The organism is Dongia deserti (assembly GCF_003574735.1).
GTDB classification, from domain to species: Bacteria; Pseudomonadota; Alphaproteobacteria; order Dongiales; family Dongiaceae; genus Dongia_A; species Dongia_A deserti.
Map to the genome: position 1 here is coordinate 222,845 of NZ_QORW01000011.1, position 21,636 is coordinate 244,480.

The 21,636-nt window shown below is 64.2% G+C and carries 21 protein-coding genes; 7 read left to right on the plus strand and 14 right to left on the minus strand.

Going from position 1 to position 21,636, the window contains the following annotated elements; genetic code table 11:
- The first annotated feature begins 69 nt into the window (after nt 1–69).
- On the plus strand, nt 70–687 hold the full coding sequence (locus DTX69_RS18745; RefSeq protein WP_119303076.1) for a glutathione S-transferase family protein: 618 nt from the start codon (nt 70–72) through the stop codon (nt 685–687).
- Here the strand turns inward: DTX69_RS18745 and DTX69_RS18750 are convergent.
- Nucleotides 677–1,723: a GntR family transcriptional regulator gene (locus tag DTX69_RS18750; RefSeq protein ID WP_119303077.1), complete on the minus strand. Its 1,047-nt coding sequence runs from the start codon at nt 1,721–1,723 to the stop codon at nt 677–679. The two genes, DTX69_RS18745 and DTX69_RS18750, sit on opposite strands and share 11 nt — an antisense overlap.
- Nucleotides 1,723–2,499, minus strand: a complete 777-nt coding sequence (locus DTX69_RS18755; RefSeq protein ID WP_162917351.1) for an SDR family NAD(P)-dependent oxidoreductase — start codon at nt 2,497–2,499, stop codon at nt 1,723–1,725. Before DTX69_RS18755 ends, DTX69_RS18750 begins: the two co-directional genes overlap by 1 nt.
- A gap of 147 nt (nt 2,500–2,646) precedes the next feature.
- Here DTX69_RS18755 and DTX69_RS18760 point away from each other — a divergent pair, with 147 nt between their 5' ends.
- From DTX69_RS18760 to DTX69_RS18780, 5 genes are read left to right on the plus strand one after another with little or no spacing between them, the layout of a single operon-like run.
- A complete protein-coding gene (locus tag DTX69_RS18760; RefSeq protein ID WP_119303116.1) occupies nt 2,647–3,390 on the plus strand; it encodes an SDR family oxidoreductase in 744 nt (247 codons plus the stop codon).
- The gene (locus DTX69_RS18765; RefSeq protein ID WP_119303079.1) at nt 3,387–4,520 is read left to right on the plus strand and encodes an Ldh family oxidoreductase; all 1,134 of its coding nucleotides are present in this window, start codon (nt 3,387–3,389) and stop codon (nt 4,518–4,520) included. Before DTX69_RS18760 ends, DTX69_RS18765 begins: the two co-directional genes overlap by 4 nt.
- Nucleotides 4,517–5,506 (plus strand): C4-dicarboxylate TRAP transporter substrate-binding protein, encoded by a 990-nt coding sequence (locus tag DTX69_RS18770; RefSeq protein ID WP_119303080.1) that lies wholly within the window; start codon nt 4,517–4,519, stop codon nt 5,504–5,506. The genes DTX69_RS18765 and DTX69_RS18770 overlap by 4 nt, the downstream gene beginning before the upstream one ends.
- 40 nt (nt 5,507–5,546) lie before the next feature.
- Entirely contained in the window at nt 5,547–6,029 is a 483-nt protein-coding gene (locus DTX69_RS18775) for a TRAP transporter small permease (protein WP_119303081.1), read from the plus strand.
- Nucleotides 6,030–6,044: 15 nt separating this feature from the next.
- On the plus strand, nt 6,045–7,328 hold the full coding sequence (locus tag DTX69_RS18780; RefSeq protein ID WP_119303082.1) for a TRAP transporter large permease: 1,284 nt from the start codon (nt 6,045–6,047) through the stop codon (nt 7,326–7,328).
- Nucleotides 7,329–7,346: 18 nt separating this feature from the next.
- Here DTX69_RS18780 and DTX69_RS18785 read toward each other — a convergent pair whose 3' ends face one another.
- Nucleotides 7,347–7,739, minus strand: a complete 393-nt coding sequence (locus DTX69_RS18785; protein WP_162917353.1) for a hypothetical protein — start codon at nt 7,737–7,739, stop codon at nt 7,347–7,349.
- Nucleotides 7,740–7,996: 257 nt separating this feature from the next.
- On the opposite strand from DTX69_RS18785, the gene DTX69_RS18790 reads away from it, so the two are divergent.
- A complete protein-coding gene (locus DTX69_RS18790; RefSeq protein WP_119303084.1) occupies nt 7,997–10,228 on the plus strand; it encodes a trypsin-like peptidase domain-containing protein in 2,232 nt (743 codons plus the stop codon).
- An 85-nt stretch (nt 10,229–10,313) separates the two neighbouring features.
- On the opposite strand, the gene DTX69_RS18795 is transcribed toward DTX69_RS18790, so the two are convergent.
- The 11 genes from DTX69_RS18795 to DTX69_RS18845 all read right to left on the minus strand — a co-directional run bounded on the left by DTX69_RS18795 (nt 10,314) and on the right by DTX69_RS18845 (nt 21,500).
- Entirely contained in the window at nt 10,314–10,826 is a 513-nt protein-coding gene (locus DTX69_RS18795; RefSeq protein WP_119303085.1) for a P-loop NTPase family protein, read from the minus strand.
- A gap of 49 nt (nt 10,827–10,875) precedes the next feature.
- Complete coding sequence (locus DTX69_RS18800; RefSeq protein ID WP_119303086.1) at nt 10,876–11,058, minus strand: hypothetical protein; 183 nt, start codon at nt 11,056–11,058, stop codon at nt 10,876–10,878.
- Nucleotides 11,059–11,138: 80 nt separating this feature from the next.
- A complete protein-coding gene (locus DTX69_RS18805) occupies nt 11,139–12,320 on the minus strand; it encodes an ABC transporter permease (RefSeq protein ID WP_119303087.1) in 1,182 nt (393 codons plus the stop codon).
- Nucleotides 12,317–13,315 carry an ABC transporter permease gene (locus DTX69_RS18810; protein WP_119303088.1) on the minus strand — a complete coding sequence of 333 codons (999 nt, stop codon included), beginning with the start codon at nt 13,313–13,315 and terminating at the stop codon, nt 12,317–12,319. The genes DTX69_RS18805 and DTX69_RS18810 overlap by 4 nt, the downstream gene beginning before the upstream one ends.
- A 7-nt stretch (nt 13,316–13,322) precedes the next feature.
- Entirely contained in the window at nt 13,323–15,242 is a 1,920-nt protein-coding gene (locus tag DTX69_RS18815) for an ABC transporter substrate-binding protein (protein ID WP_284735902.1), read from the minus strand.
- Nucleotides 15,239–17,218 carry an ABC transporter ATP-binding protein gene (locus DTX69_RS18820; RefSeq protein ID WP_284735903.1) on the minus strand — a complete coding sequence of 660 codons (1,980 nt, stop codon included), beginning with the start codon at nt 17,216–17,218 and terminating at the stop codon, nt 15,239–15,241. The genes DTX69_RS18815 and DTX69_RS18820 overlap by 4 nt, the downstream gene beginning before the upstream one ends.
- Nucleotides 17,219–17,235: 17 nt before the next feature.
- A complete protein-coding gene (locus DTX69_RS18825) occupies nt 17,236–17,595 on the minus strand; it encodes a hypothetical protein (RefSeq protein WP_162917354.1) in 360 nt (119 codons plus the stop codon).
- A gap of 137 nt (nt 17,596–17,732) precedes the next feature.
- A complete protein-coding gene (locus tag DTX69_RS18830; protein WP_119303091.1) occupies nt 17,733–18,494 on the minus strand; it encodes a polysaccharide deacetylase family protein in 762 nt (253 codons plus the stop codon).
- Entirely contained in the window at nt 18,491–19,645 is a 1,155-nt protein-coding gene (locus tag DTX69_RS18835) for a glycosyltransferase family protein (protein ID WP_119303092.1), read from the minus strand. The genes DTX69_RS18830 and DTX69_RS18835 overlap by 4 nt, the downstream gene beginning before the upstream one ends.
- A 92-nt stretch (nt 19,646–19,737) precedes the next feature.
- Nucleotides 19,738–20,328, minus strand: a complete 591-nt coding sequence (locus DTX69_RS18840) for a histidine phosphatase family protein (RefSeq protein WP_119303093.1) — start codon at nt 20,326–20,328, stop codon at nt 19,738–19,740.
- Nucleotides 20,325–21,500, minus strand: a complete 1,176-nt coding sequence (locus DTX69_RS18845) for a glycosyltransferase family 4 protein (RefSeq protein WP_119303094.1) — start codon at nt 21,498–21,500, stop codon at nt 20,325–20,327. The genes DTX69_RS18840 and DTX69_RS18845 overlap by 4 nt, the downstream gene beginning before the upstream one ends.
- Between the last annotated feature and the right edge of the window lie 136 nt (nt 21,501–21,636).

Genomic DNA, 21,636 nt, shown 5'->3' on the forward strand with positions numbered 1-21,636 from the left:
TAACTTCTGGCTTGCGCACGCGGTAGGGTCCGTAGGACTAACCCTCAACCCATCCCGAGGAGCCGCAGCATGACCAGCCAGCCCGACCTTGTGCTCTATGATTCCGCCATTTCCGGCAACGCCTACAAGGTGCGGCTGCTGCTGAGCCATCTGGGCCTCAGGTTCGAGCGCATCGAGTTCAACGTCGACGACGGCTCCACCCGCACGCCTGAGTTCCTCAGCCGGAACCCGAACGGCAAGGTGCCGACCGTCCGCTTGCCGGATGGTTCCTACCTCTTCGAATCCAACGCTATCCTCTACTACTTCGCGGAGGGCACCAGATATTGGCCCGATGCCAAGCGCGATCGCGCGACGGCGATGCAATGGATGTTCTTCGAGCAGTATAGCCACGAGCCCTACATCGCGGTGGTCCGCCATTGGGTCGCGCATCTCGGCAAGACCAACGAGAACGAGCCCCAATTGCCGATGCGGATCGACCGCGGCTATCACGCGCTCTCCGTGATGGAGACCTGGCTCAAGGACCACGCCTGGTTCGCCGGCAGCGGCTACTCGATCGCGGACATCGCGCTCTACGCCTACACTCACGTCGCGCATGAAGGCGGCTTCGATCTGTCGCGCTTTCCCACGACGAGCGCCTGGCTCGCACGCGTCGCCGAGCAGCCGGGACACATCCGCATCACCGACTAGCGGTGGCGCGCAAGGGCGTCAGATAGGGCAGCGCGCTGGGCCGGGAGTCGCGCGCGACCACCTTGATGCGCGCGACCGCCCGATCCAGCGAGACATGCAGGTGCTCCTCAAGTGCCTTCGCTGCTTCGCTGACGTGGCCGGCTTCCAAGCGCTCCGCGACCTTGAGGTGCTCCGGCAGGAACGGCTCGGCCGGATAGAGCGGCGGTGTCCAGCGATACAGGAAGCTGTGCGCGATCAGCAGCGATTGGTAGAGGCCCAGTGCTTCCATCAGCGTGCGATTGCCGCAGTAGTCGAGCAGCTGCACATGCAGCTGGTTTTCCAGCGCGTCGAGATCGGCGCCCGTCAGCTGGTCGGACCGAGCCATGGCCGCCTCGAGATTCTTGCGCAGGGTCGTGACGAATCCAGCGGGCACGCGCGGCATGGCATTGAGCAGCGCAACTGGCTCCAGGACCGCGCGCAGTTCGTAGAGCTCCGCCACATACTCCGACGTCAAACCCGGCGCATACCAGCGCGACTTCTCATCCTTCTTGACGATGCCGCGCTGCTGCAGCCGCGCCATGACGTCGCGCGCCACGGTGCGGCTCACGCCATAATACTCAGCGAGGTCGCCTTCGATGATGCGCCAGCTCGCGAAAGCGGTGTGCGCGACGATCTCCTGCTCGACCTCCTTGTAGATGCGTTCCCAGCTCGGTTCCGGCGACAGGCGAATCCGGTCGACCAGCGTGTCCGGCTGCATGCGCCGACTGCTCGCCTTTCCCTTGGATCGTGGTTTTACGACAAAGCCGCGGCCCGCAGAGCGAACCACCAGCCCGTGCGCCTCGAGCTCTGCCAGCGCTTGGCGCGCCGGTGCGCGGCTGATGTGAAAGCGATTGGCGATGCGCGATTCCAACAATCGCGCACCAGGCGCGAGCGTTCCGTCGGCGATTTCGGCGGCAAGGATCTGCGAGGCGCGCTCATAAAGGCGCGGCGCCGTGCCGGTCACCGCTGGCCGCCGGGGTGCCTGCCGTTCCGGGCTGCGCGTGCGGTTTGCCGCCATCAGATCCCCGAGGCGAGATAGCCGCCATCGACCCTGAGCGTGGCGCCGCTCACGAACTGCGCGGCCGGCGACGCCAGGTAGATCGCGGCGCCTATCAGTTCCTGCGGCTCACCCATGCGCTGCATGGCGTTGCGGCGCCGTGCCTCGGCCTTGCGGTCCTCCGACATCCTGTCGCGGTTGAGGTCGGTCAGAAAAAAGCCCGGCGCGATGGCATTGACGCGCACCCCAAAAGCGCCCCACTCCGCCGCAAAGGTCTCGGTCAGTCCGGTGACCGCCCATTTCGTCGCGCAATAAGGCGCTGCCTTCGCCCAGCCGGAGCGGGCGGCGAGCGAGGAGATGTTGATGATGACACCGGCGCGGCGCTCGCACATGCGCCGCCCGAACTCCGTGCAGGCGAAATAGACGCTCTTCAGGTTCGTATCGAGGATCAGGTCGTATTCGGCCTCGGTCACCTCGATCGCCGGCTTGATGATAGTCGTTCCCTGGCAGTTGACGAGCACGTCAACGGGCGCGTGATCGGCCTCCACCTGTGCGGCCAGGTCGGCAATGGCGGATGGCGCCCGTACGTCGGCTGCATAGGCGACCGGCGGCTTGGCACCTTCGGCGCCTAGCTCGCGGGAAATCCGGTCGAGCTTCGACTGGTCCCGGCCGGCCACCAGCACGCGCGCGCCGGCGCCGGCATAGCCGAGGGCGATTGCCCGGCCGAGCCCGCCGGAGCCGCCGATGATCAGGGTAGTCCGGCCGGCCAGCGAGAAGCGATCAGCTTGGTGGGTCATCGATTTCGATCCTCCGCTCATGTCGCGGAGAGCATAAGGCAGCGCCAGCACGTCACGAAAAGGTTGCTGCCGAGCCAATAATGTCTAATGTATAAACAAGACATTCGTCGGCCGCAAGCGAAGGCCGGAAGCGACTGGGAGGACCGCGTGACCGGACGGCTCCTGGACAGACGGACATTCGTGACGGGTGCGGGCCAAGGGATCGGCCGAGCCATTACGCTTGCCTTTGCGCGCGAGGGCGCATCGGTGATCGCAGCGAGCCGCACCGAAGCGAAGCTGCGCGACCTTCCCGCGCAATCGCCTGCCATCACGCCGCTCGCCCTTGACGTGACGGACGCTTCCAACGTCGCGCGTGCGATCGCCGACGCCGGACCGCTCGACGCGCTGGTGAACTGCGCCGGCTGGGTCCACGACGGCACGATCCTCGATTGCAGCGCGGAGGATTGGGCCCGGAGCTTCGATCAGAACGTAACCTCGATGTTCCACACCATCCGGGCGGCCCTGCCGGGCATGCTGGAACGGCATCGCGGTTCGATCATCAACGTCGCTTCGGTTGCCTCCAGCCTCACCGGTGTCCCGCGCCGCGCGGCCTATGGCGCCAGTAAGGCGGCAGTCATCGGCCTTACCAAAGCCATTGCACGCGACATCATCACCGACGGCGTGCGCTGCAATGTCTTGTGCCCGGGCACGACCCTGTCGCCCTCGCTCGAGGCTCGTATGAGGGCTACGGGGGACATGGAGCAGGCGCGCGCCATGTTCGTCGCCCGCCAGCCGATGGGCCGGTTGGGCACCGTCGAGGAAATGGCGGCCGCAGCGGTTTACCTGGCCAGCGATGAGTCGGCTTTCATGACCGGCAACCTGCTGGTCGTCGATGGCGGGCAGACATTATGACCGAACGCACGGACATGCCTTCCATCACCTGGGCCGAGCGCCTTGAGGCCGAAACCCTGTCCGGGTTCTGCCGCGCGGTGCTGACGGCCGCCGGCTGTGATGCGCCGAGCGCGGAGGCAGCGACCCGCGCCATGATGCATGGCTCACGGCTGGGCGTGGACAGCCACGGCGTTCGCCTGTTGCCGCACTATGCAGAAGTGGTCGCTCGCGGCCGCGTCAAGGGCCGGCCGTCCATGCGCTTCATCAAAGAGAACGGCGCTGCGGCCGCGCTCGATGCGGACCATGGTCACGGCGCGCTGGCAGCCTATACCGCCATGGAACATGCCGTGCAGGTCGCGGGCTACCTCGGCATCGGCGCTGTGGCGATCCGCAACACCTCGCACTTCGGACCCGCCGGTGCCTACGCCTATGCCGCCGCCGAAGCGGGCGCGATCGGCCTTGCCTTCTGCAACTCCGACAGCTTCGTACGCCTGCACGAGGGCGCGCAGAAATTCCACGGCACGAACCCGATCGCCGTGGCTGTGCCGATCGAAGGCGAACGACCGTGGCTGCTCGACATGGCGACCAGCGCCATCTCCTACAACCGCGTGCTGCTCTATCGCAGCCTGGGTCGCGCCTTGCCGCAGGCTGCCGCCTCGGGGGGAAGCGGCGCCGACACGCTCGATGCAAACGCCGTCGAGATGCTGGCGCCGCTTGGCGCGGCATTCGGTTTCAAGGGCGCCGGCCTCGCCGGACTGGCGGAGATCTTCAGCGCAATCCTGAGCGGCATGCGATTGAGCGTAGAGATCCCGCCGATGCGCGGGCCGGACATGGTGAGCCCGCGCGTGATGGGTGCCTTCGTGATGGCGATGCGGCCGAGTGCGTTCGTGGATCAGGTGACGTTCCAGAACGGCATGAAGCGTTATCTGGCGGCGCTGCGCGGATCCCGTTCGATCGACGGCGGCAAAGTCATGGCGCCGGGCGATCGCGAATGGGAGGAGGAGGCGCGCCGTCGCGTGCTGGGCATCCCGATCGATCCCCACACGGCGGCCGCGTTCGACATGCTGGCGGAGCGCTTCTCCATCACGCGACCGCGCCCTTTATCAAAGGAACTTGCAAGAGAGACAAAGCAAAGGGAGAGAAACGCATGATGAATTGGAAAAAAATTCTCGCGCCATTGTGCGCTGCCGCGTGCATCGGTGCATTTGCGAGCCTCGCTCCTGCGGCCGAGACCTACACCCTGCGCTTCAACCATGTGCTCGGCGCCAGCGAGCCCTATCATCAAGGCTTCCTGCAATGGGCCGAGCGGGTCGCACAACGAACCAACGGCGGGCTCAAGATCGAGGTGTTCCATAGTGCCCAACTCGGCGTCGAAGAGGACATCATCGAGCAGATCCGCCTGGGTGCGAATCTCGGCCAGAACACGGATTCCGCGCGCCTCGGCAACTACGTACCCGGCATTGCCGTGATGAACGGCCCCTACTTCGCGGAATCCATGGCGGACGTGGAGAAGCTCAACCAGTCGCCCACGGTCCAGAAATGGCTCGACGAGCTCGCGACCCAGCACGGCCTGAAGGTGGTCTGCTTCGACTGGGTCCAGGGCAAACGCCACTTCTTCACCAACAAACCGATCAGAAAGCCTGCGGATCTGTCCGGCGTGCGCATCCGCACCCCGCCCGCCCCGATCTGGCAGGAATCGATCCGCGCCCTCGGCGCGGAACCGGTTGCCTTGGCGTTCACGGAGATCTATCCGGGCCTTCAGCAGAAGGCGGTCGACGGCGCGGAACTCGTCTACAGCAATATCCCCGCCGGCCGGCTCTACGAGGTGCTCAAGTATGGGAGCGAGACAGGACACATCACGCTGATCAATTTCCAGGTCATCAGCTCCACCTTCTTCGACACTTTGCCGCCGGACTACCAGACAGCCCTGGTCGAGGAATGCAAGAAAGCCGGCAAGGAGACCTCTGCGCAGATCGAGCAGAAGGAGAAAGAGATCAAAGCCGATCTCATTGAGCGCGGCATGACGATCATTGAGGACGTGGATCTCGAAGCATTCCGCAAGGCGGGCGAGAAAGCCTACGAGGCCCTTGGTATCACCGACGCCAAGCAGACAGTAACTGCTGAGATTGGCAAGTGATCGAGTCAGGACAGGATAGATCAGGAAGGAGGGCACCTGCATGCGACGAATCCATGCTTGGCTTGGCAAGATGGAGGCGATCCTCGCAGGCGTGCTCCTGATCCTGATGGTCGGGCTGTTGTTTCTGGGCGGTTTCGCGCGTATGGCGCATCACCCGCTCAACTGGACGGTCGACTTCGCCACCTGCTTCTTCGCCTGGGCATGCTTTCTCTGCGCCGATATCGCGTGGCGCCAGGGCGGCTTGATGTCGATCGACTTCGCGATCAATCGGCTGCCGGAGAAGGCGCGCAGGCTGGTCCGCTACGCCAATTACCTGCTGATCAGTGGCTTTCTCGTCTACCTGGCGGTCGCGGGCACTTGGCTTTCCTATGTCAGCCGCGCGCGGAGTTTCCAGGGCATCCCGGACATCAGCTATTCCTGGGTGACAATGAGCCTGCCGGTGGGCGCATGCCTGCTCCTCATCACGACGATCCTGAAATTCCAGGACGAGGTCCGCGGCAATCCGGCCCTGGCGCATGCGTGACCGCAGGGAGTTGCGATGCTGATCGTCGCTGCGGCGTTCATCCTGCTCCTCCTGATGGGCATGCCGGTCGCCTTTGCCATCGGCATATCGGGTTCCCTGTTCTTCCTGCAGCACCCCGAACTGCCGCCCGTGATCCCGGTTCAGCTCACGGTATCGCAGACGCAGAATTTCGCGTTGCTGGCCATCCCGCTCTTCATCCTCGCCGGCAATTTCATGAACAAGTCCGGCATTACCGAACAGCTGCTGAATCTGGCGAGCGTGATGACGGGGCGGCTGAAAGGGGGCTTGGCCCAGGTATCAATCGCACTCGCGGTCTTGATGGGCGGCGTGTCTGGCTCGGCGATCGCCGATGCGGCGATGCAATCGCGCATGCTGGGCCACGAGATGATCAAGCGCGGCTTGCGGCGCGGCTTTGTCGCGGGTGCGCTGTCGTTCGGAGCGCTCCTCACGCCAATCATTCCGCCCGGCATCGGCATGATCATCTACGGCACGATCGGCCAGGTCTCCATCGGGCGGATGTTCGCCGCCGGCTTCTTTCCCGCATTGCTGCTGTGGCTGGCGCTTGCCGTCACCGTGTCCGTCACGGCGCGCCTGCGCGGCTATGAGCCGGAGCGCAAGACGCGCCCATCGGTCCGCGAGACGGCGGTCGCCCTGCGCGGCGGAATCTGGGCGTTGCTCTTTCCGGTCTTCCTGCTCGTGGGGCTCAGGATGGGACTCTTCACGCCATCCGAGATCGGCGCCTTCGCGGTCGTCTACGCCGTCGTGATCGGGCTCGCAATCTACCGGAAGCTGGGGCGTGTGACGTTTCTGGAGGCGATGCAAGGCAGTCTGGGCGATGTCGGCGCTGTCATGTTCCTGATCGCGCTCTCCGCCATCTTCAGTTACGGCATCGTCCTGGAGCGCATTCCCGAGCTGGTGTCGAACACGCTTCTCAGCTTGTCGCAGAATCTGCAGGTGGTGATGGCGATGATCGCCCTCTTCCTCCTGGTGGCGGGTCTGTTCGTGGATGCGACCGTCCTCATCATCATGCTAACGCCGATCTTCCTGCCGCTGATCCGAGAACTGGGTGGCGATTCCGTGCATTTCGGCATCGTTTTCATCGTCGCCGCTACGATCGGCAATTTCACGCCGCCGGTGGGAGCGGCCATGTATACGGTCTGCTCGATCCTGCGCTGTCCGATCGGCGAATACACGCGGGAGTCCGCGCCCTTTTTCGCTGCGGTCGCACTCGGAACGCTGCTGCTGATCTTTCTGCCCGGGGCGGTGTTGTTCGTTCCGAACCTGATCTTCGGCGGCTAGCCTAGAGCCGCTCCTCCTCTAGTCGATGATCTCGTACGGCACCTGGATGTCTTCATTGCGTGCGAATATCAGGCAGTCCAGTTTGTCCCGCCGGCACGCTTCGAGAACCCGGCTGATCCCGTTGGCACCGCCAGGGTAGCAGCCGTCGAAGTCGCGCGGGCAATAGCGATAGGCGTAAAGCCCGGCGATGCCGAGATCGCCGACCAAGACGACGCCGAAAGCGCCGTTCCGGTCCGGGCCCAAGCCGCGGCCGACTTTCACATAGTCCTGATACTCGCCCCAGACCTGCTTGGTGATCTGCAGCTTCTGGCCCGGCGCGAGTTTCGCGCCTTCGGTGCCTTCCTGGGCGCAGCCAGAAAGCGCAAGCGCCAAGGCCGCCGCAATGGCGGTCCACAATCCCGATGTTCTCATTTCGCCCTCGTGAAATCCCCGAATATCGCCGCGGTGCAGCCCCCAAGCCGCCGCTCTCGGAAAATATTCAGTGGCGGGCTGGCCTGTCGACAGGACAGTCGCGGATTGGACGCGCGCGGTTCACAATTTTTGCTAAAATTGCAGAAATATCACTCGCCTCTAATGCGCGGCCGCACCCTTTCGTATTAGCCGGTTATTAGGATTTCCCCGCCTACGCTCCTTAATCGGGTCTTTAGGTTAATCCTCTGAGGCGGATCATGGCTTCGACTATGCGCGCGGCTGACATTTCCATTGGCGAAACGGTGCGGTACGCATTGCGAGTGGCGATCGGTGTTGGCCTGGCCTTCGCGCTGGCCTTCGTCATGCAGATGATGGCGCGCCCGGCATCTGCGGAATCGATCCCGCAGAACCCGCTGATCGAGGACATCCTCAAGCTCCACGACATCAAGCTCGTCCGGCGCGACGACCGCCTCGGCGTCGGCAACCTGGTGGTGAAGCATCCGCCGCGTAAGAAGGCCGAACCGGGCGAGCCGAATTACGAAGGCTGGGGTACCGGCTTCCTGATCGGTGAATGCCATATCCTGACCGCGCGCCACGTCGTCGATCCCGACGACCCGGATGTCGAGACCAACGACCTGCCGATGAAGAGCAGGATCGAGTTCGTCATCGGCCCGGTCCGCGACTACACCAAGGTCCAGAAGGCCAACGACATGTCGAAGCTGTCGGAGATTCTGGATTCGACCAAAGCGGTTCCCGTGGCGTGGGGTCACTACCAGTTTCCGAAGCACGACGATCCCGCCGGCAAGCGCAAGGCGGCGTGGGAGAACTACTACGAGGATTGGGCGCTGCTGAAGCTCGAGAAGTGCCTGGGGCAGGGACCGAAGGGCTACATCCCCTTTGCGCTCCAGGGCATCACGACCGAGGAGATGGCGAAGCGGACGGAGCCCCTGCCGGCCCGCAACGTCAGCGGCCCGCCGGTTTCCGGCATCTCGCACCTGGTCGACGACGACAAGTGCGAGCTCTACGGCCAGGTCGAGTTCCCGCTATGGAACAGCACTTGCTTCGCGCGGCCCGGCTCGTCCGGATCGCCGATCTTCACCTCGGACGGCAATGGCGGCTGGAACGTCGTCGCCATCCTGGTGCGCGGCCCGAGCGACGCATCGATCCGCAACGAATTGCTCGAAGGCGCCCGGCCGGCCGGTTGGCCCTGGCGCGTGCAGCACACCCAACTCGGCAATCCCGTGTCGGGGCTGATCGACCGCATCCGGCCGTTCCTGAAGGACGACAAGGGCGCGCGCATCCTGGGCACCGGCACCAACAAGCCCTATGCGGAAAAGGACGAGGGCTTCGTGAAGGTGCTCGAAGCGCAGCGCAAGGACAGACCCGAGGACGTCCATCTCGCGGTGCGGTGGCTGATTGCGCTCTACAAGGCGCGCGGGGCCGAGGCGGCGCTGACCGAGCTCGACAAACTGCTGGAACAATTCCCCGGCTCGCGCGAGCTGCGCAGCGTGCGCATCGACATCGTCTATTACGACAACCTCGGCCACAACGTCGCGTGGCAGGAGGCGGTCAACGACATCGTCGAGTTCCGCAAGGTATTTCCGGAGTTCAACGAGCTGCAGGTGATCCACGGCGATATGCTGTTCATCGGCATGCAATGCAAGAACGCCGCGAACCTCTACCGCAAATCCTGGGACCGGCTCGGGATCAGCCCGTGGATCCGCATGTCCTGGGCCGACGCCATGGCCTGCGCGGGCGAGCATCGCGCCGCCCTTGCTGCCTATGACGAGATGCTGTTCTACGCCAAGAAATACCCGCACGCGCTGGGCAGCCGCGCCATGGTGCGCTTCCGCACCGGCCAGTCGGAACCAGCGCGCGAGGATCTGCGCCGCATCGTCAAGGAATACCCGAAGGACAGCTGGGCGCCGATGATGCGCGCCGTGTTCGCGGCCAACGAGGGCCACCACCTCGACATCGCGGAAAAGGATCTGCGCAAGGTCATCACCGAGACGGACGACGACGCCACGCCGACCGTCGCGCTGGGCGCGATGCTACTGGCGCAGGGCCGCGACGCCGATGCAATCGAGGCGCTGAAGATCGGGCGCAAATACGACAAGCATGACATCGGGGCGGCACTGCTGCTCTCCGTGGCGCTGACCAAGGCCGGCAAGGCGGAGGAGGCGAAGAGCCAGCTCAAGGATCTCATCCAGCCCCATGACGACCCGAAGCACTGGGCGGTCCAGCTCGTGAAGCATTTCCAGGGCGAGATCTCGGTCGACGACGCACTGAAGGCGGCCGATGCCGGGCCTGCCGACACGCGCTGGAAGCGCTCCGGCTGGGCCCATGCCTATGTCGGGCTCCTGGCCTACGCCAAGGGCGACATCAAGACCGCGCGGCGCTACTTCGAGACCGCGCCCTATCTCGACCGCACCTGGCTGGAATACTCCCTGATCGACACTTGGCGCCGGGCGGCGAACGGGCAAGGATAACGACGCCCTAGAGAAACCTCGCTGTGATTGCCGGGCCCCGCGCCTGGCGATTGCGCTTTGAGCGAGGACCTGCGCTTCAAGCCATCTATGTCGCGGCCGAATAGAGATTGAGGGCCTCGACATCGGTGATGCGATGAACGGCTGTGCCCGCCGACTCCGCCATCGTGACCATACCCCTCACTGTCGGCATCCAATCTCGATCCACTTCAAAGATCGTGCGAAACAATGCTTCTGTCGGCGGCATGCGCACCGCGCCGGCAGGCGGATGTACAATCTCGCCCTTGGCCCAGGCGACTTGCCGTTCCGCCGCTAGCCAAAAATGCATCCAGAGCGGCATGTCGATGAAGATGATCTCGGTTGCGCGCTCAAGACGATCAGCCATGGATTCCAGCCGTCCCAGCCCATCGATCACCCAACTGGACCGAGCGATCAGGCGCCCATGTTCCGCCTCATACATCTCAGCCGGTGTCGGCTTCCATCCTGGCTGCCAGAGCAGGGCATCGATCTCGATGTATGGGAGTTCGCGCTGCGCGGCGAGCTTACGCGCCAATGTCGACTTGCCGCCACCGGCATTGCCGATCACTGCGATGCGTTGCATGCAAGTGATACCGGTTGATTGCCTGCGGGCGACGGAAGGCACCCGTAGATCACGACAGGACCTGCGTCTTCCACCCATCGTACTCTCCGCCGCACGATTCCGCCGTGAGCGAAAGCATCTCGGTGATTTCCGTCACGGAATCGGCATCCGGCAGGCCGGTGTGCCCACGCCAATTCAGGTTGGGCTGCACGCGCTCGACGACCGCCCGCTTGAATTCTCGCGTGAGGGCCATCTCGTTTACCTCTTGACCTTCTTCGCCGCGGCCCGGAGCGGCCGCATTGCCGAAAGGCGCTGGTGACCTCTTGGCGATTTCTATCGGTACGGGTCCGCCGCGTCGCGCAATCCGTCGCCCATGAAGTTGAAGGCCAGCACCACGATGATGACCGGCACGATCGGCAGCATCAGCCAGGGATAGAGCACGACCACGTTGATGTTCTGCGCCTCGTTCAAGAGCACGCCCCACGACGTGATGGGCGGTCGGATGCCGAGGCCGAGGAAGGAGAGCGCCGTTTCGCCCAGGATCATGTTGGGTATGGCGAGCGTCGCCGAGGCGATGAGGTGGCTCATGAAGCTCGGCATCAAATGGCGGAAGATGATGCGCCGGGGGCTCGCTCCCATCAACTGCGCGGCAACGCAGAAATCCTCCTCGCGCAGGCTCAAGAGCCGCGAGCGCACCGCGCGCGCCAAACCCGTCCAGTCGATCAGGCCCAGGATGATGGTGATGCCGAAATAGATCCAGAGCGGCGACCAGGTGACCGGCAGGATCGCCGCCAGCGCCAGCCACAGGGGCAAGTGCGGGATCGACCTGATCACCTCGATCACGCGCTGCACGATATCGTCGACCCAGCCGCCGTAATAGCCGGCGAGCCCGCCCAGCGCTATGCCGAGAACGATCGAGACCGCGACACCCATGATGCCGATGGTGAGCGAGATGCGCATGCCGTAGAGGACGCGCGAAAGCATGTCGCGTCCCAACCGGTCGGAGCCGAGCAGGAACATCGGACCGCCTTCCGGCGGACAGACCAGATGCAAGTCGCCGGGAACGACGCCCCACCAGTTGTATCTGTCGCCGCGGCAGAAGAAGCGGATCTTCAGCGGTTTCTCCGGGTTCTCGGTGAAGGTACGCTTCAGGTTCGACATGTCGAGCTTGTAGTCGAGCGCATAGACGAACGGTCCGATGAATTCGCCCTTGTGGAACAGGTGCACCGGCTGCGGCGGCACATAGATGTGCTGCACGTTGCGCGTATCCTGGTGATAGGGCGACAGGAACTCGACGCCCAGGACCGCCAGATACATGAGGGCAAGCACGATCGCCGACACCACCGCCACCCGATGTCGCTTGAACTTCAGCGCCATCAGCTTCCATTGCGAGGCGAGATAGATCTTTTCCTGCTCCGGCGTCGTGCGCTCGACCGAATAGGGGTCGAACGGCGCCGGCGAGACGTAGTGCGGCAGCGGCGCCGACGCACCGTCGGAGGAGGTGCGCTCGTTCATTTGGTGGCCCCGGCGCCGAGACGGATGCGCGGATCGAGCAGCGCCAGCAGGATGTCGGAGATGAAGACGCCGAGAACCGTCAGGAATGCCATGAACATCAGGAACGAGCCGGCGAGATACATGTCTTGGCTTCTGAGCGCGTCCAGCAGCATCGGCCCGGTGAGCGGCAACGACATCACCACCGACACGATCACCGAGCCCGAGATCAATTCCGGCAGCAGGCTGCCGATATCGGCGATGAAGGGATTGAGCGAGACGCGCAGCGGATATTTCACCAGCAGCCGCCCTGGCGGCAGGCCTTTGGCGCGGCCGGTCACCACATATTGCTTGTTGAGCTCATCCAGCAGGTTGGCGCGCAGGCGCCGGATCATGCCGGCGGTTCCGGGCAGGCCGATCACCAGCACGGGAATCCACAGGTGCGAGAGGATGGACTGGAACTTCGCCCAACTCCACGGCGCATCCATGTATTGCGGTTCCATCAGACCGCCGATCGAGATGTCGAAATACTCCTTGGCGAAATAGAGCAGGATGAGCGCAAAAAGGAAGCTGGGCGTGGCGAGCCCGATGTAGCCGAGGAACGTGAAGAAATAGTCGCCGATGGAATATTGCCGGACTGCCGAATAGACCGCGATCGGGAATGAGACCACCCAAACGAACAGAATGGAGGCGAGCGAGACCACGACGGTCAATGACAGCCGGTCGCCCACCACTTCGTTGACCGGCAACGAGTGTTCGAAGCTGTAGCCGAGATTGCCCTGCAGCAGGCCGCCCGCCCACTTCAGATACTGCATGTACAACGGCAGATCGAGCCCATAGGTCCGGCGCAGGAACTCGATCTTGGCCGGGTCCACTGCCTCGCCCTGCGATTGCAACTCGGAGATATAGCTCTCCAGGAAATCGCCGGGCGGCGCTTGGATAATGACAAAGATCGCGATGCTGATCACGATCAGCGTCGGAACCATCACCAGCAGGCGTTGGACGAAATAGCGGAACATGCCAAGATTATTGGTCGGCGACCGTGCTCAAGCGCCGGTTCTCGTCGAGCCAGAAGGTGTCGGGCTTGTAGACGCCGAACTGTGCGCCCGGCTCCCACGACCAGATCGCCTTTTCCGGCACGTTGTGCAGGTGCCGGTTGACCACCACAGGCTGCGGCACATTCGACACGGTGCCGAAGGTGTAGACCTGGTCGGTCCAGATCGCGAGGATTTCGTTCCACGTCTTGGCGCGCGCATCGCTTTTGGTGGCTTGGCGCCAGGCATCCATCAGCTCTGCCAGCTTCTGCGCTTCCGGCATGTCGACCTTCTCGCCGGCCTCACCTTTGGTTTCGTAATACTGGCCCCACTTCGCCCACTGCAATTGCTGCTGGCTGGTCGGGGTGAATTCCCATGGGCTCATGTCTGCATTGGGGAAGCCATTATCCACGCCCACCCACACCGACATGATGGACTCGCCGGCAAAGATGCGGTTGCGGAAGACCTCCAGCTCCGAAGGCTTGGTGAAGAGATCGACGCCGATCTTCTTCCAGGAATCGCGCACCAGCTGCAGCACGTCGGTCTCTTCCGTGCTCTCGCCCGCCGTGTCGACAATGACGATCATCGGCCTGCCGTCCGGCAGCAAGCGGATATTGTTGTCGCCGCGCTTCGTCAGGCCCATTTCGTCCAGCAGCTGATTGGCCTGGTCGACATCGTACGTTGCCCAGGTCGTGGTGTATTCCGGCTTGTAGAGCGGGCTGAAGTTCAGCACCGTATTGTTGCCGGGGACACCGAGCCCGAAGTAGATCGCCTGGTTGATCTCGTCGCGGTTGATCGCCATTGAGAGGGCGCGCCGGCAGCGGACGTCACGGAGCACGCCGCGCCACACCACGTCGTTCGTGGTGAGGTTGGGATAGAGCGCCAGCTTGCTCCCGCGCCCGTCGTCCCACAGCCGCACCCAGATTTTCCGTTGCTTCTCCTCCTTTTCCTTCAGGAAGGTGTAGTTGTCGAAGCGGATGTTGCGCGCCTGCAGGTCGGAATCGTCCGCGGCCTTGGCCGGGATCAGCTTCGAATCGGTCTTGGTGAACACCACCTGATCGGCATAGGGCAGCTGCTGGCCTTTTTCGTCGACTCGGTAGTAGTACGGGTTGCGCTTGAAGATGAAGCGCTCTGCCGGCGGCTTGTTCTGCAGCACCCAGGGATCGAGCGAGGGAAGCTTCGGATTGTCGTTGCGATACTGGTTGTCCCGGCGGTTGTGCAGGGCCGCCCAGCTTGGTTGTCCGGATTCCTTGACAGCTTCGGCGAGTTTCGCCGCGTCCTGATGTTTCTCGTGGAACTTCTTCAAGTAATGGCCGGGACGGTAGATGTAGAGCGGCGAGGCGCCCGCCAGCTGCGGCAGGAATTCCGCGTTCGGCTTGTCCCACGAATAGCGCACGGTCAGCGCATCGGGATACTCGACTTTCGCCGGCTTGCCATCGACCGTCAGGATTTTCGGCACGCCCGTCGGCATCAACTCTTCGTTATTTGCGACGTCTTCCCAGAAATAGCGGAACGCGTCCGAAGTGAAGGGCTCGCCATCCGACCATTTGTGCCCTTCGCGCAGCTTGAAGGTGAAGATGCGCCCCTCTTCCTCCGTGAAGCTTTCACAGATGTCGGGCACCAGCTTGTAGTCCCGGTCGTAGCAGACCAGTCGCGCATAGGAGTAGGCGACCAGGATGCGCGTGTCCTTGTCACTTGCCATCAGCATGCGGATCTCACCGCCCTGGCGGCCGATCTCCGGCATGGCTGCTACCGCCGGATTTTTCGGCAGGCGCTCGGCCACCGGCGGCAGGTCGCCCTTCGCTTCCGCGTCCTTGAAGAACGGCGAGCTGATGAAGTCGGCGAAGGCGGATGGCGCCCCCATCACCAGGCCCGCCCCCAAGCTCGTCAACAGAAAGTCCCGGCGTTTCATGCTGCGCTCCTGACGTCGATACCGGCGCGGACCCAATGTCCGTCATAGACTTCCACCATGCCGGGCCGGCGATCCGGGTCGATGGTAAAGGGCGCCGGCCAAGCCGACGGGATTGAAGCTTTGCCTTCCATCAGTCGGTCGAAATTGAGCCGGCAAGTCAAGGATGGATCGGGCACCGCCGCAAGCAGGGCCCGAGTATAGGGATGGACCGGGTTCTGGAACAGCCGGTCCGCCGGCGCCATTTCCACCAGGCGCCCGGCGCACATCACCATGATGCGGTCGGCGATGTATTCGACCACCGCCAGATTGTGCGAAATGAAGATGTAGGTGAGGCCGAGCTTCTGCTGCAGGTCCTTGAGCAGGTTCAGGATCTGGGCCTGGATCGACACGTCGAGTGCCGAGACCGGCTCGTCGCAGATCACGATGTCGGGCCGCAAGGCGATCGCGCGTGCGATCCCGATGCGCTGGCGCTGTCCGCCGGAGAAGCTGTGCGGATAGCGCCGCAGGTGCCGCATGTCCAGGCCCACCAGCGCCATCAGTTCCTTGGCGATTTCCTCGCGCTCGCGCCGCGTCCCGACATTGTGGATCACCAGAGGTTCGGTGATGATGTCGAACACCGACATGCGCGGATTCAACGACCCCATCGGATCCTGGAACACGAACTGAATGCGCTTGCGGAATTCCTGGAGATCATTGCCTTTGAGCTTCAGCGTTTCGACGAGGCGCGATCCCTCGTTGAACAGGACGCGCCCGGTGTCGGGCGTCAGCGCGCGCATGATAATCTTGGAAAGCGTGGTCTTGCCGCAGCCGGATTCCCCGACCAGTCCCAGGCACTCGCCGCGCTTCACCTCGAAGCTGACGTCATCGACCGCCACCACCTGCTTTTCATCGCCGCCGAAGAAGCCGCCCTTGCGGATCGAAAAGCTTTTGCTGACGTTCTCGACCAGCAGCAGGGGCGCGCCGAGCCCCGCGCCTTCCGGCCACGGCTTCTTCTCCGCGAACATCTTGCCTTCGGTCACGGGAATCTCGCGGATCGGCGTCAGTCGCTCGCCCGGCGCCATGCCGAAGCGCGGCACCGCGCGGAGCAGCGCCTGGAGATACGGATGCTCCGGCGCCTGGAACAGGTCTTCCAGGGTACCGGATTCCATGACTTCGCCGTGATACATGACGACGATCTCGTCCGCGACGTTGGCGACCACGCCGAGATCGTGCGTGATCAGCAACAACGCCATCTGCAGTTCCTTCTGCAGATCGATCATCAGCTTCAGGATCTGCGCCTGAATGGTAACATCCAGCGCGGTGGTCGGTTCATCCGCGATCAGCAAGGTCGGCCGGCAGATGAGCGCCATCGCGATCATCGCGCGCTGGCGCAGGCCGCCCGACAACTCGAACGGATAGGTCTTGAAGCCGCGCTGCGGGTCGGGGAAGCCAACAAGGCGCAGCATCTCCATCACCAGCTCGCTGGCCTCGCGGCTCGATACCTTGCGGTGCAGCTGCAGCGCTTCGCCGATCTGGTCGCCGATGGTGTGGACCGGCGAGAGCGAAGTCATCGGCTCCTGGAAGATGATCGAGATCGCGCCGCCCCGGATCGAGCGCATCACCGGCCCGTTGCGCGGCTCGCGCGCGATGTCGATGATGGCTCCGCCGTTCAGCTTAGCGCCATTGCCGTTCCGCGCGCCGAGGGCAGACGTGGAGCGATCGAACAGGATCTGACCGGCTGAGATGCGCGCGATCTTGGGCAGGATGCCCATGATAGCCTGCGCCACCACCGACTTGCCCGATCCGGATTCGCCGACCAGCGCCACGGTCTTGCCGTGCGGCACGCGGAAGTCAATGCCGCGCACCGCCTCCAGCATGCCGGTATCGAGGTCGAACGCGATCTTGAGCCCGCGCACCACCAGCAGGTTGCCGTCCAGGGCATCGCCCCGCAACGATTCGTGCGATTGCATCCGGGGCGGCTGGGCGGAACGGTCCATCGGCTATCGCCCGCCGCTCACGCCGAAACGCCGAGCGCGGCGAGATTGTCCGCCGTCACCCGGTCCACCATGAGGTTGTTTTCCTTGGCCGCCCAGGCAGCGCGGGTCGCAATCTCCGAAAAGCCAGGAAGGTTCGAATCGATCTTCACGCTGGCCTCGCTGCGCCTGCTTCCGTACGGCGCATTCGCCTTGAGCGTCAAGGTCATCCAACCCTTTTTGCGGCTGCGCGAGGTTGGATAGTAACGCAGACCGAGTTCGCTGAGCTCGCCCCAGCGAATGGACTGCCTCCGGAAGCCCCCGCATTCAATCCCCTCTTCCGACACCCGGAACCACGCCAGGTTTTTGGCGACGGTCGTCATCGTGTAGATGGCGAACAAGATGGTCAATCCCACGAAAAGCCATATCAACTGGTTATGCCATTCGTTTGTGACGAGGATCACAATGCAGATGACAATGCCCGCGATCCCTCGGGCGTAGTCCCAGACGAGGGCCGAGAGCGGGTATCTCAGCTCGGTCATTCTCTCCCAGACTCCGGAAACAGATCAGCGGCACGTCGCCAGTTTATCGTCGGCTTTTTGGCACACCAATCCAGCAAGGCTCCCAGAAATTCCCACGTCTCTGTGTCATGGACCAGATGATGCGTCAACAGACCCGTTGGTTCGCCGGGATCGGCCGTTCCCAAGCGCTTAGCCGCCAAATGCTGCACCAGCAGATCAAGGGTCGCCGCTAAGCCTAGGAAACCACGGCTGCCATGCCAATCGATCACGTCGACATGGGTGTTGACCTGGATGAGATCTCCAGTCTGTCCTGCTTTTCGCCCGAGATAGGTGGTTAATCCGCGGTACCCCAACTCCCCCAGGCGCGCTCCATGGCCCGCATCGATACGGTTCCAGGGCGGCGTCAGGGCAGGCACAAACTGCGCCCCGAAGGCAGTCGCCAGCCGGTCCCGGCCTTTCGCCAAGTCGCCGGCCACCTCCGCCCATGGCCGCGTCGGCGGAAATTCCGACTTCTTCACGCCGGCCGGTGCGCGATTGGTGTGGTCGAAGCCATGCTGCAGGACGCTGACCGAACTGTGGCCTTGCAAGAGTGCGGGCAGGCTGGGCTCGAGCGTCGCCGGGATCACCGCCAGCGACAGTGGCACCCGTGCGATCGCGAGCAGGCGGCGCAGCGACGGCGTATCGGCAACTGCGTCATCGTCGCGCCACCACAATTCGATCCGGCGGCCGCCCGCTTCCCAGGCAGCGCACTCGCGGGCCAACGCCTGCCAGCCGCTCATTGCCGCTTTTTCCAGCCGGCAATCAGCTCCGCGGCGCTTTGGCGCGCGCCATCGAGGTTGAGCTCCAGGGCGGCGGGTGGCCGGACCGCATCGATCGCAGCGGCCAGCGTGCCGCCGGTCAGGAATTCCGGATCGACCATGCTCAGCACCGCGCGCTCCATCAGCATGCGGCCGCGCATGGTCTGCTCACTCTCGCCGCCTTCCGCGAACGGAACGATGACCGCGGGGCACTGGGTCGCGATCAGCTCCATGACCGTGTTGTAGCCGCCCTGCGACACCGAGAGCTGGCAGGTGGTGAGCAGGCTGGCGAAATCCGCGCGGAAGCCTTCGATGACGATGTCGGGATCGCCAAACGCCAGTCTGTCCAGCTCCTTCCGCTCTTCCGCCGGCAAATTGGCCCCGGTGACGATGCGCCAGACCCGATGGCGATGGCGCGTCAGCTTCTTGGCGCGGATCGTGGCGGACAGCAGCGGGAAGCCGACTGCGCCGCCCCCGGCCGACACCAGGATCTCGCCATCGGCGCGATCGGCGAAGGAATCGACGACAATCGGCCGCTCCACCACAAAGCCGGTATAGACGGTCTTGTCCGCGATCTCGCTGGCCAGCGGAAAAGTGAGATCAAGGCGCGTCAGCGCAGGATCGCCGTGCACCAGCACCAAGTCGACATGCTTATTGACGATGTCCACCGCCTCGCGCGCGCGATCCATGCGGCCCTTGTCCACCAGGATGTCACGCACCGAGACCGCCACCACCGGCTTGGGGAATTGCGCACCGACGCTGTCCAGCAACGGCAGCAGCTCGAAGCGGAACTGCCGGCGGCCGAACGGATACATTTCCAGCAGCACGATGTCGGGCCGGGATTCCTCGAACGCGTCGAGCAGCGCCTGCTTGCGCTTCACCTTCCAGCGTTCGTCGACCTTGTTGCCGCGCTCATCCAGCAGGTTGGTGAATTGCGCATCCGACGCGATTGCGGGCGGCAATTGCACGACCCGCGCACCCGCCGGCGCGATGCCTGAAACCGGCGCGCCACCCAGCACGAAATCCACCGTGGCGCCCGCTTCCACCAGCGCCCGCGCAATCGCCGCCGCACGCTTCAAATGCCCGATCCCGAGCAGATGCTGCACGTAAAAGAAGACGCGGGGGGCGGTCATTCCGATGACTCCGCCCAATCAGGCCTCCCCTTCCCCCAAAAGGGGGGAAGGGGTGCATCACAACGTTGTCTCCGATCGCGCCAGCCTCTCACTCACCCCTCCAAACTCACATTCAGCCGCTCCACCGCCGGTGTGCCATCCCGGCCCAACCGGAACAGCTGTGCGCAGTTCAGGCGCAGCTTGGTGGGCGGCTTGCCGATCATGGTCCATCCCGTCGCCAAGGCATAGAGGGCGCGGATGACAGCCTTATGGCTGACCAGCACGGTTGGCCGATCGAGCTCCGCCAGGCGCGCCAGCAGCGGCCGGATCCGCGCCTGCACCTCGCGCGGGGATTCGCCCTCCGGCGCCCTAAAATCGAGGCCCAGGGCTTCCCGCGATGCCGCATCGGCGCTCGGATCGGCACGCAACTCCGCCAGGCGCTTGCCTTCCCAGGTGCCGAAATCCATCTCGATGAGCCGCCGATCGATCCCGATCTCCGCATCGGGAAAAAGGATCGCCGCCGTCATCCGCGCCCGCTGCAGTGGGCTGGATAGAATCCGATAGCCCGCCCAGTCCGGGGCGATGCGCCAGCGTGCAGCGACCGCGATCCCCTCCTCATCCAGCGCCACGTCGGTGCGGCCCTGCAAGCGCCCGTCGCGGTTCCAGGCGGTCGGCGCGTGACGCAGCGCGACGATCACCGTCATGGCGTGACGCCCAGCTTCGCCAGCGTGCGCGCGAAGGTCGCCGATGCCGCCGCGATGTCGTGCCGCCGCTCCACCTTATGCCGTGCCGCCCGGCCCATCGCCGGCAGGTCGCAGGTGAAGGCACGGCGCAGCGCAGCGGCAAATGCCGTCGCGTCGCCAGGCGGCACCAGAAACCCGGTCTTGCCATCGGCCACGATGCCGGGCACGCCGCCCGATGCGCCGGCCAGCACCGGCAAGCCACAGGCCTGTGCTTCGAGCAGCGCCATGCCGAACGCCTCGTTGATGGCGGGCCAGACCAGCAGGTCCGCCGCGGCGTAGAGCAGCACCAGCTCATCCGGCGCGATCTTGCCCAGAAACCGCACGCCGCAGGGCGCATCCTTGAACGCGGCCTTGACCTCGCTACGCGCTTCGCCGTCGCCGGCGATCAGCAGCAGCGGCCGTTTCAGCTTCGCGCGCTTCAAAGCTTCCGCCAGCACGCGATAGGAAGCGAGCTTGTCGCCTACGCGCATCATGCCGACTGCCAGCAGCCAGGGCGACGCTTCGTCAACCTTCCATCGCCGCACCAGCGTCGCGCGCGCTGTTGCGTGATCCGGCAGCGCCGGCGCGAACCTCTTGAGGTCCAGAAAGGGCGGCAGATCGACGAGGCGCTGCTTCTGCGTCAGCAGCGCGAGGCATTCCTTGTCGCCGGAATTGAGGCAGAAGATCGCGTCCGCGCGCCGGATCGCCGCCTCCGCGCCGGTGTGATTGAAAGCCCAATCGCCGGTCGCGCGCTTCGGTGCGTGGCTCGCTTCCGCCACCAAGTACGGAATATCGAGCGCCGCGGCGACGCGCGGACCGATCCAATCCACCGCCTTGTAATAGAGATGATAGGTGAAGAAGGCCTGCGCCCGCTGCGCCTTTGGCCGCCGACGTTCGCGTGCGATCACGCGGTCCGCCGCGGCAAAGGACTTGTCGCGCTTGGCATATTGCATGGAGAGGCTGGGCGCCGCGATGCGTGTGCGCAGCCGGCTTGCCAGTTCCACCTCGAACCCGGCGCGCTTCAATGCCCGCACGATGAGCCGCCCCATGGTCCGATCTCCCGACGGCGTCGGATGATCCGGCGCCTTCAACGGCGCGAAGAACAGCAGGCGGGTCATGACCTCGCCAATGCCGCGTAGCACGCAGCGCGACATTCACTCTCGATCGTCATGGTCGTGCTTGGCACGACCATCCATATGTGGACGGCCCTTTGCCTGCAAGGTTGATTGGATGGTTGAGCAGGTCCGATCGCTTGCGTCCATATGTCCGGCCTGTTGGTGCGATCGTGAC

What these genes read in the sequence shown, in the direction of transcription:
- DTX69_RS18845 (WP_119303094.1), bottom strand. Translation starts at nt 21,500, where the DNA reads ATGTCGCGCTGCGTGCTACGCGGCATTGGCGAGGTCATGACCCGCCTG.
- DTX69_RS18835 (WP_119303092.1), bottom strand. Translation starts at nt 19,645, where the DNA reads ATGACCGCCCCCCGCGTCTTCTTTTACGTGCAGCATCTGCTCGGGATC.
- DTX69_RS18780 (WP_119303082.1), top strand. Translation starts at nt 6,045, where the DNA reads ATGCTGATCGTCGCTGCGGCGTTCATCCTGCTCCTCCTGATGGGCATG.
- DTX69_RS18820 (WP_284735903.1), bottom strand. Translation starts at nt 17,218, where the DNA reads ATGGACCGTTCCGCCCAGCCGCCCCGGATGCAATCGCACGAATCGTTG.
- DTX69_RS18800 (WP_119303086.1), bottom strand. Translation starts at nt 11,058, where the DNA reads ATGGCCCTCACGCGAGAATTCAAGCGGGCGGTCGTCGAGCGCGTGCAG.
- DTX69_RS18790 (WP_119303084.1), top strand. Translation starts at nt 7,997, where the DNA reads ATGGCTTCGACTATGCGCGCGGCTGACATTTCCATTGGCGAAACGGTG.
- DTX69_RS18840 (WP_119303093.1), bottom strand. Translation starts at nt 20,328, where the DNA reads ATGACGGTGATCGTCGCGCTGCGTCACGCGCCGACCGCCTGGAACCGC.
- DTX69_RS18805 (WP_119303087.1), bottom strand. Translation starts at nt 12,320, where the DNA reads ATGAACGAGCGCACCTCCTCCGACGGTGCGTCGGCGCCGCTGCCGCAC.
- DTX69_RS18830 (WP_119303091.1), bottom strand. Translation starts at nt 18,494, where the DNA reads ATGAGCGGCTGGCAGGCGTTGGCCCGCGAGTGCGCTGCCTGGGAAGCG.
- DTX69_RS18755 (WP_162917351.1), bottom strand. Translation starts at nt 2,499, where the DNA reads ATGACCCACCAAGCTGATCGCTTCTCGCTGGCCGGCCGGACTACCCTG.
- DTX69_RS18785 (WP_162917353.1), bottom strand. Translation starts at nt 7,739, where the DNA reads ATGAGAACATCGGGATTGTGGACCGCCATTGCGGCGGCCTTGGCGCTT.
- DTX69_RS18810 (WP_119303088.1), bottom strand. Translation starts at nt 13,315, where the DNA reads ATGTTCCGCTATTTCGTCCAACGCCTGCTGGTGATGGTTCCGACGCTG.
- DTX69_RS18775 (WP_119303081.1), top strand. Translation starts at nt 5,547, where the DNA reads ATGCGACGAATCCATGCTTGGCTTGGCAAGATGGAGGCGATCCTCGCA.
- DTX69_RS18765 (WP_119303079.1), top strand. Translation starts at nt 3,387, where the DNA reads ATGACCGAACGCACGGACATGCCTTCCATCACCTGGGCCGAGCGCCTT.
- DTX69_RS18750 (WP_119303077.1), bottom strand. Translation starts at nt 1,723, where the DNA reads ATGGCGGCAAACCGCACGCGCAGCCCGGAACGGCAGGCACCCCGGCGG.
- DTX69_RS18745 (WP_119303076.1), top strand. Translation starts at nt 70, where the DNA reads ATGACCAGCCAGCCCGACCTTGTGCTCTATGATTCCGCCATTTCCGGC.
- DTX69_RS18795 (WP_119303085.1), bottom strand. Translation starts at nt 10,826, where the DNA reads ATGCAACGCATCGCAGTGATCGGCAATGCCGGTGGCGGCAAGTCGACA.
- DTX69_RS18815 (WP_284735902.1), bottom strand. Translation starts at nt 15,242, where the DNA reads ATGAAACGCCGGGACTTTCTGTTGACGAGCTTGGGGGCGGGCCTGGTG.
- DTX69_RS18770 (WP_119303080.1), top strand. Translation starts at nt 4,517, where the DNA reads ATGATGAATTGGAAAAAAATTCTCGCGCCATTGTGCGCTGCCGCGTGC.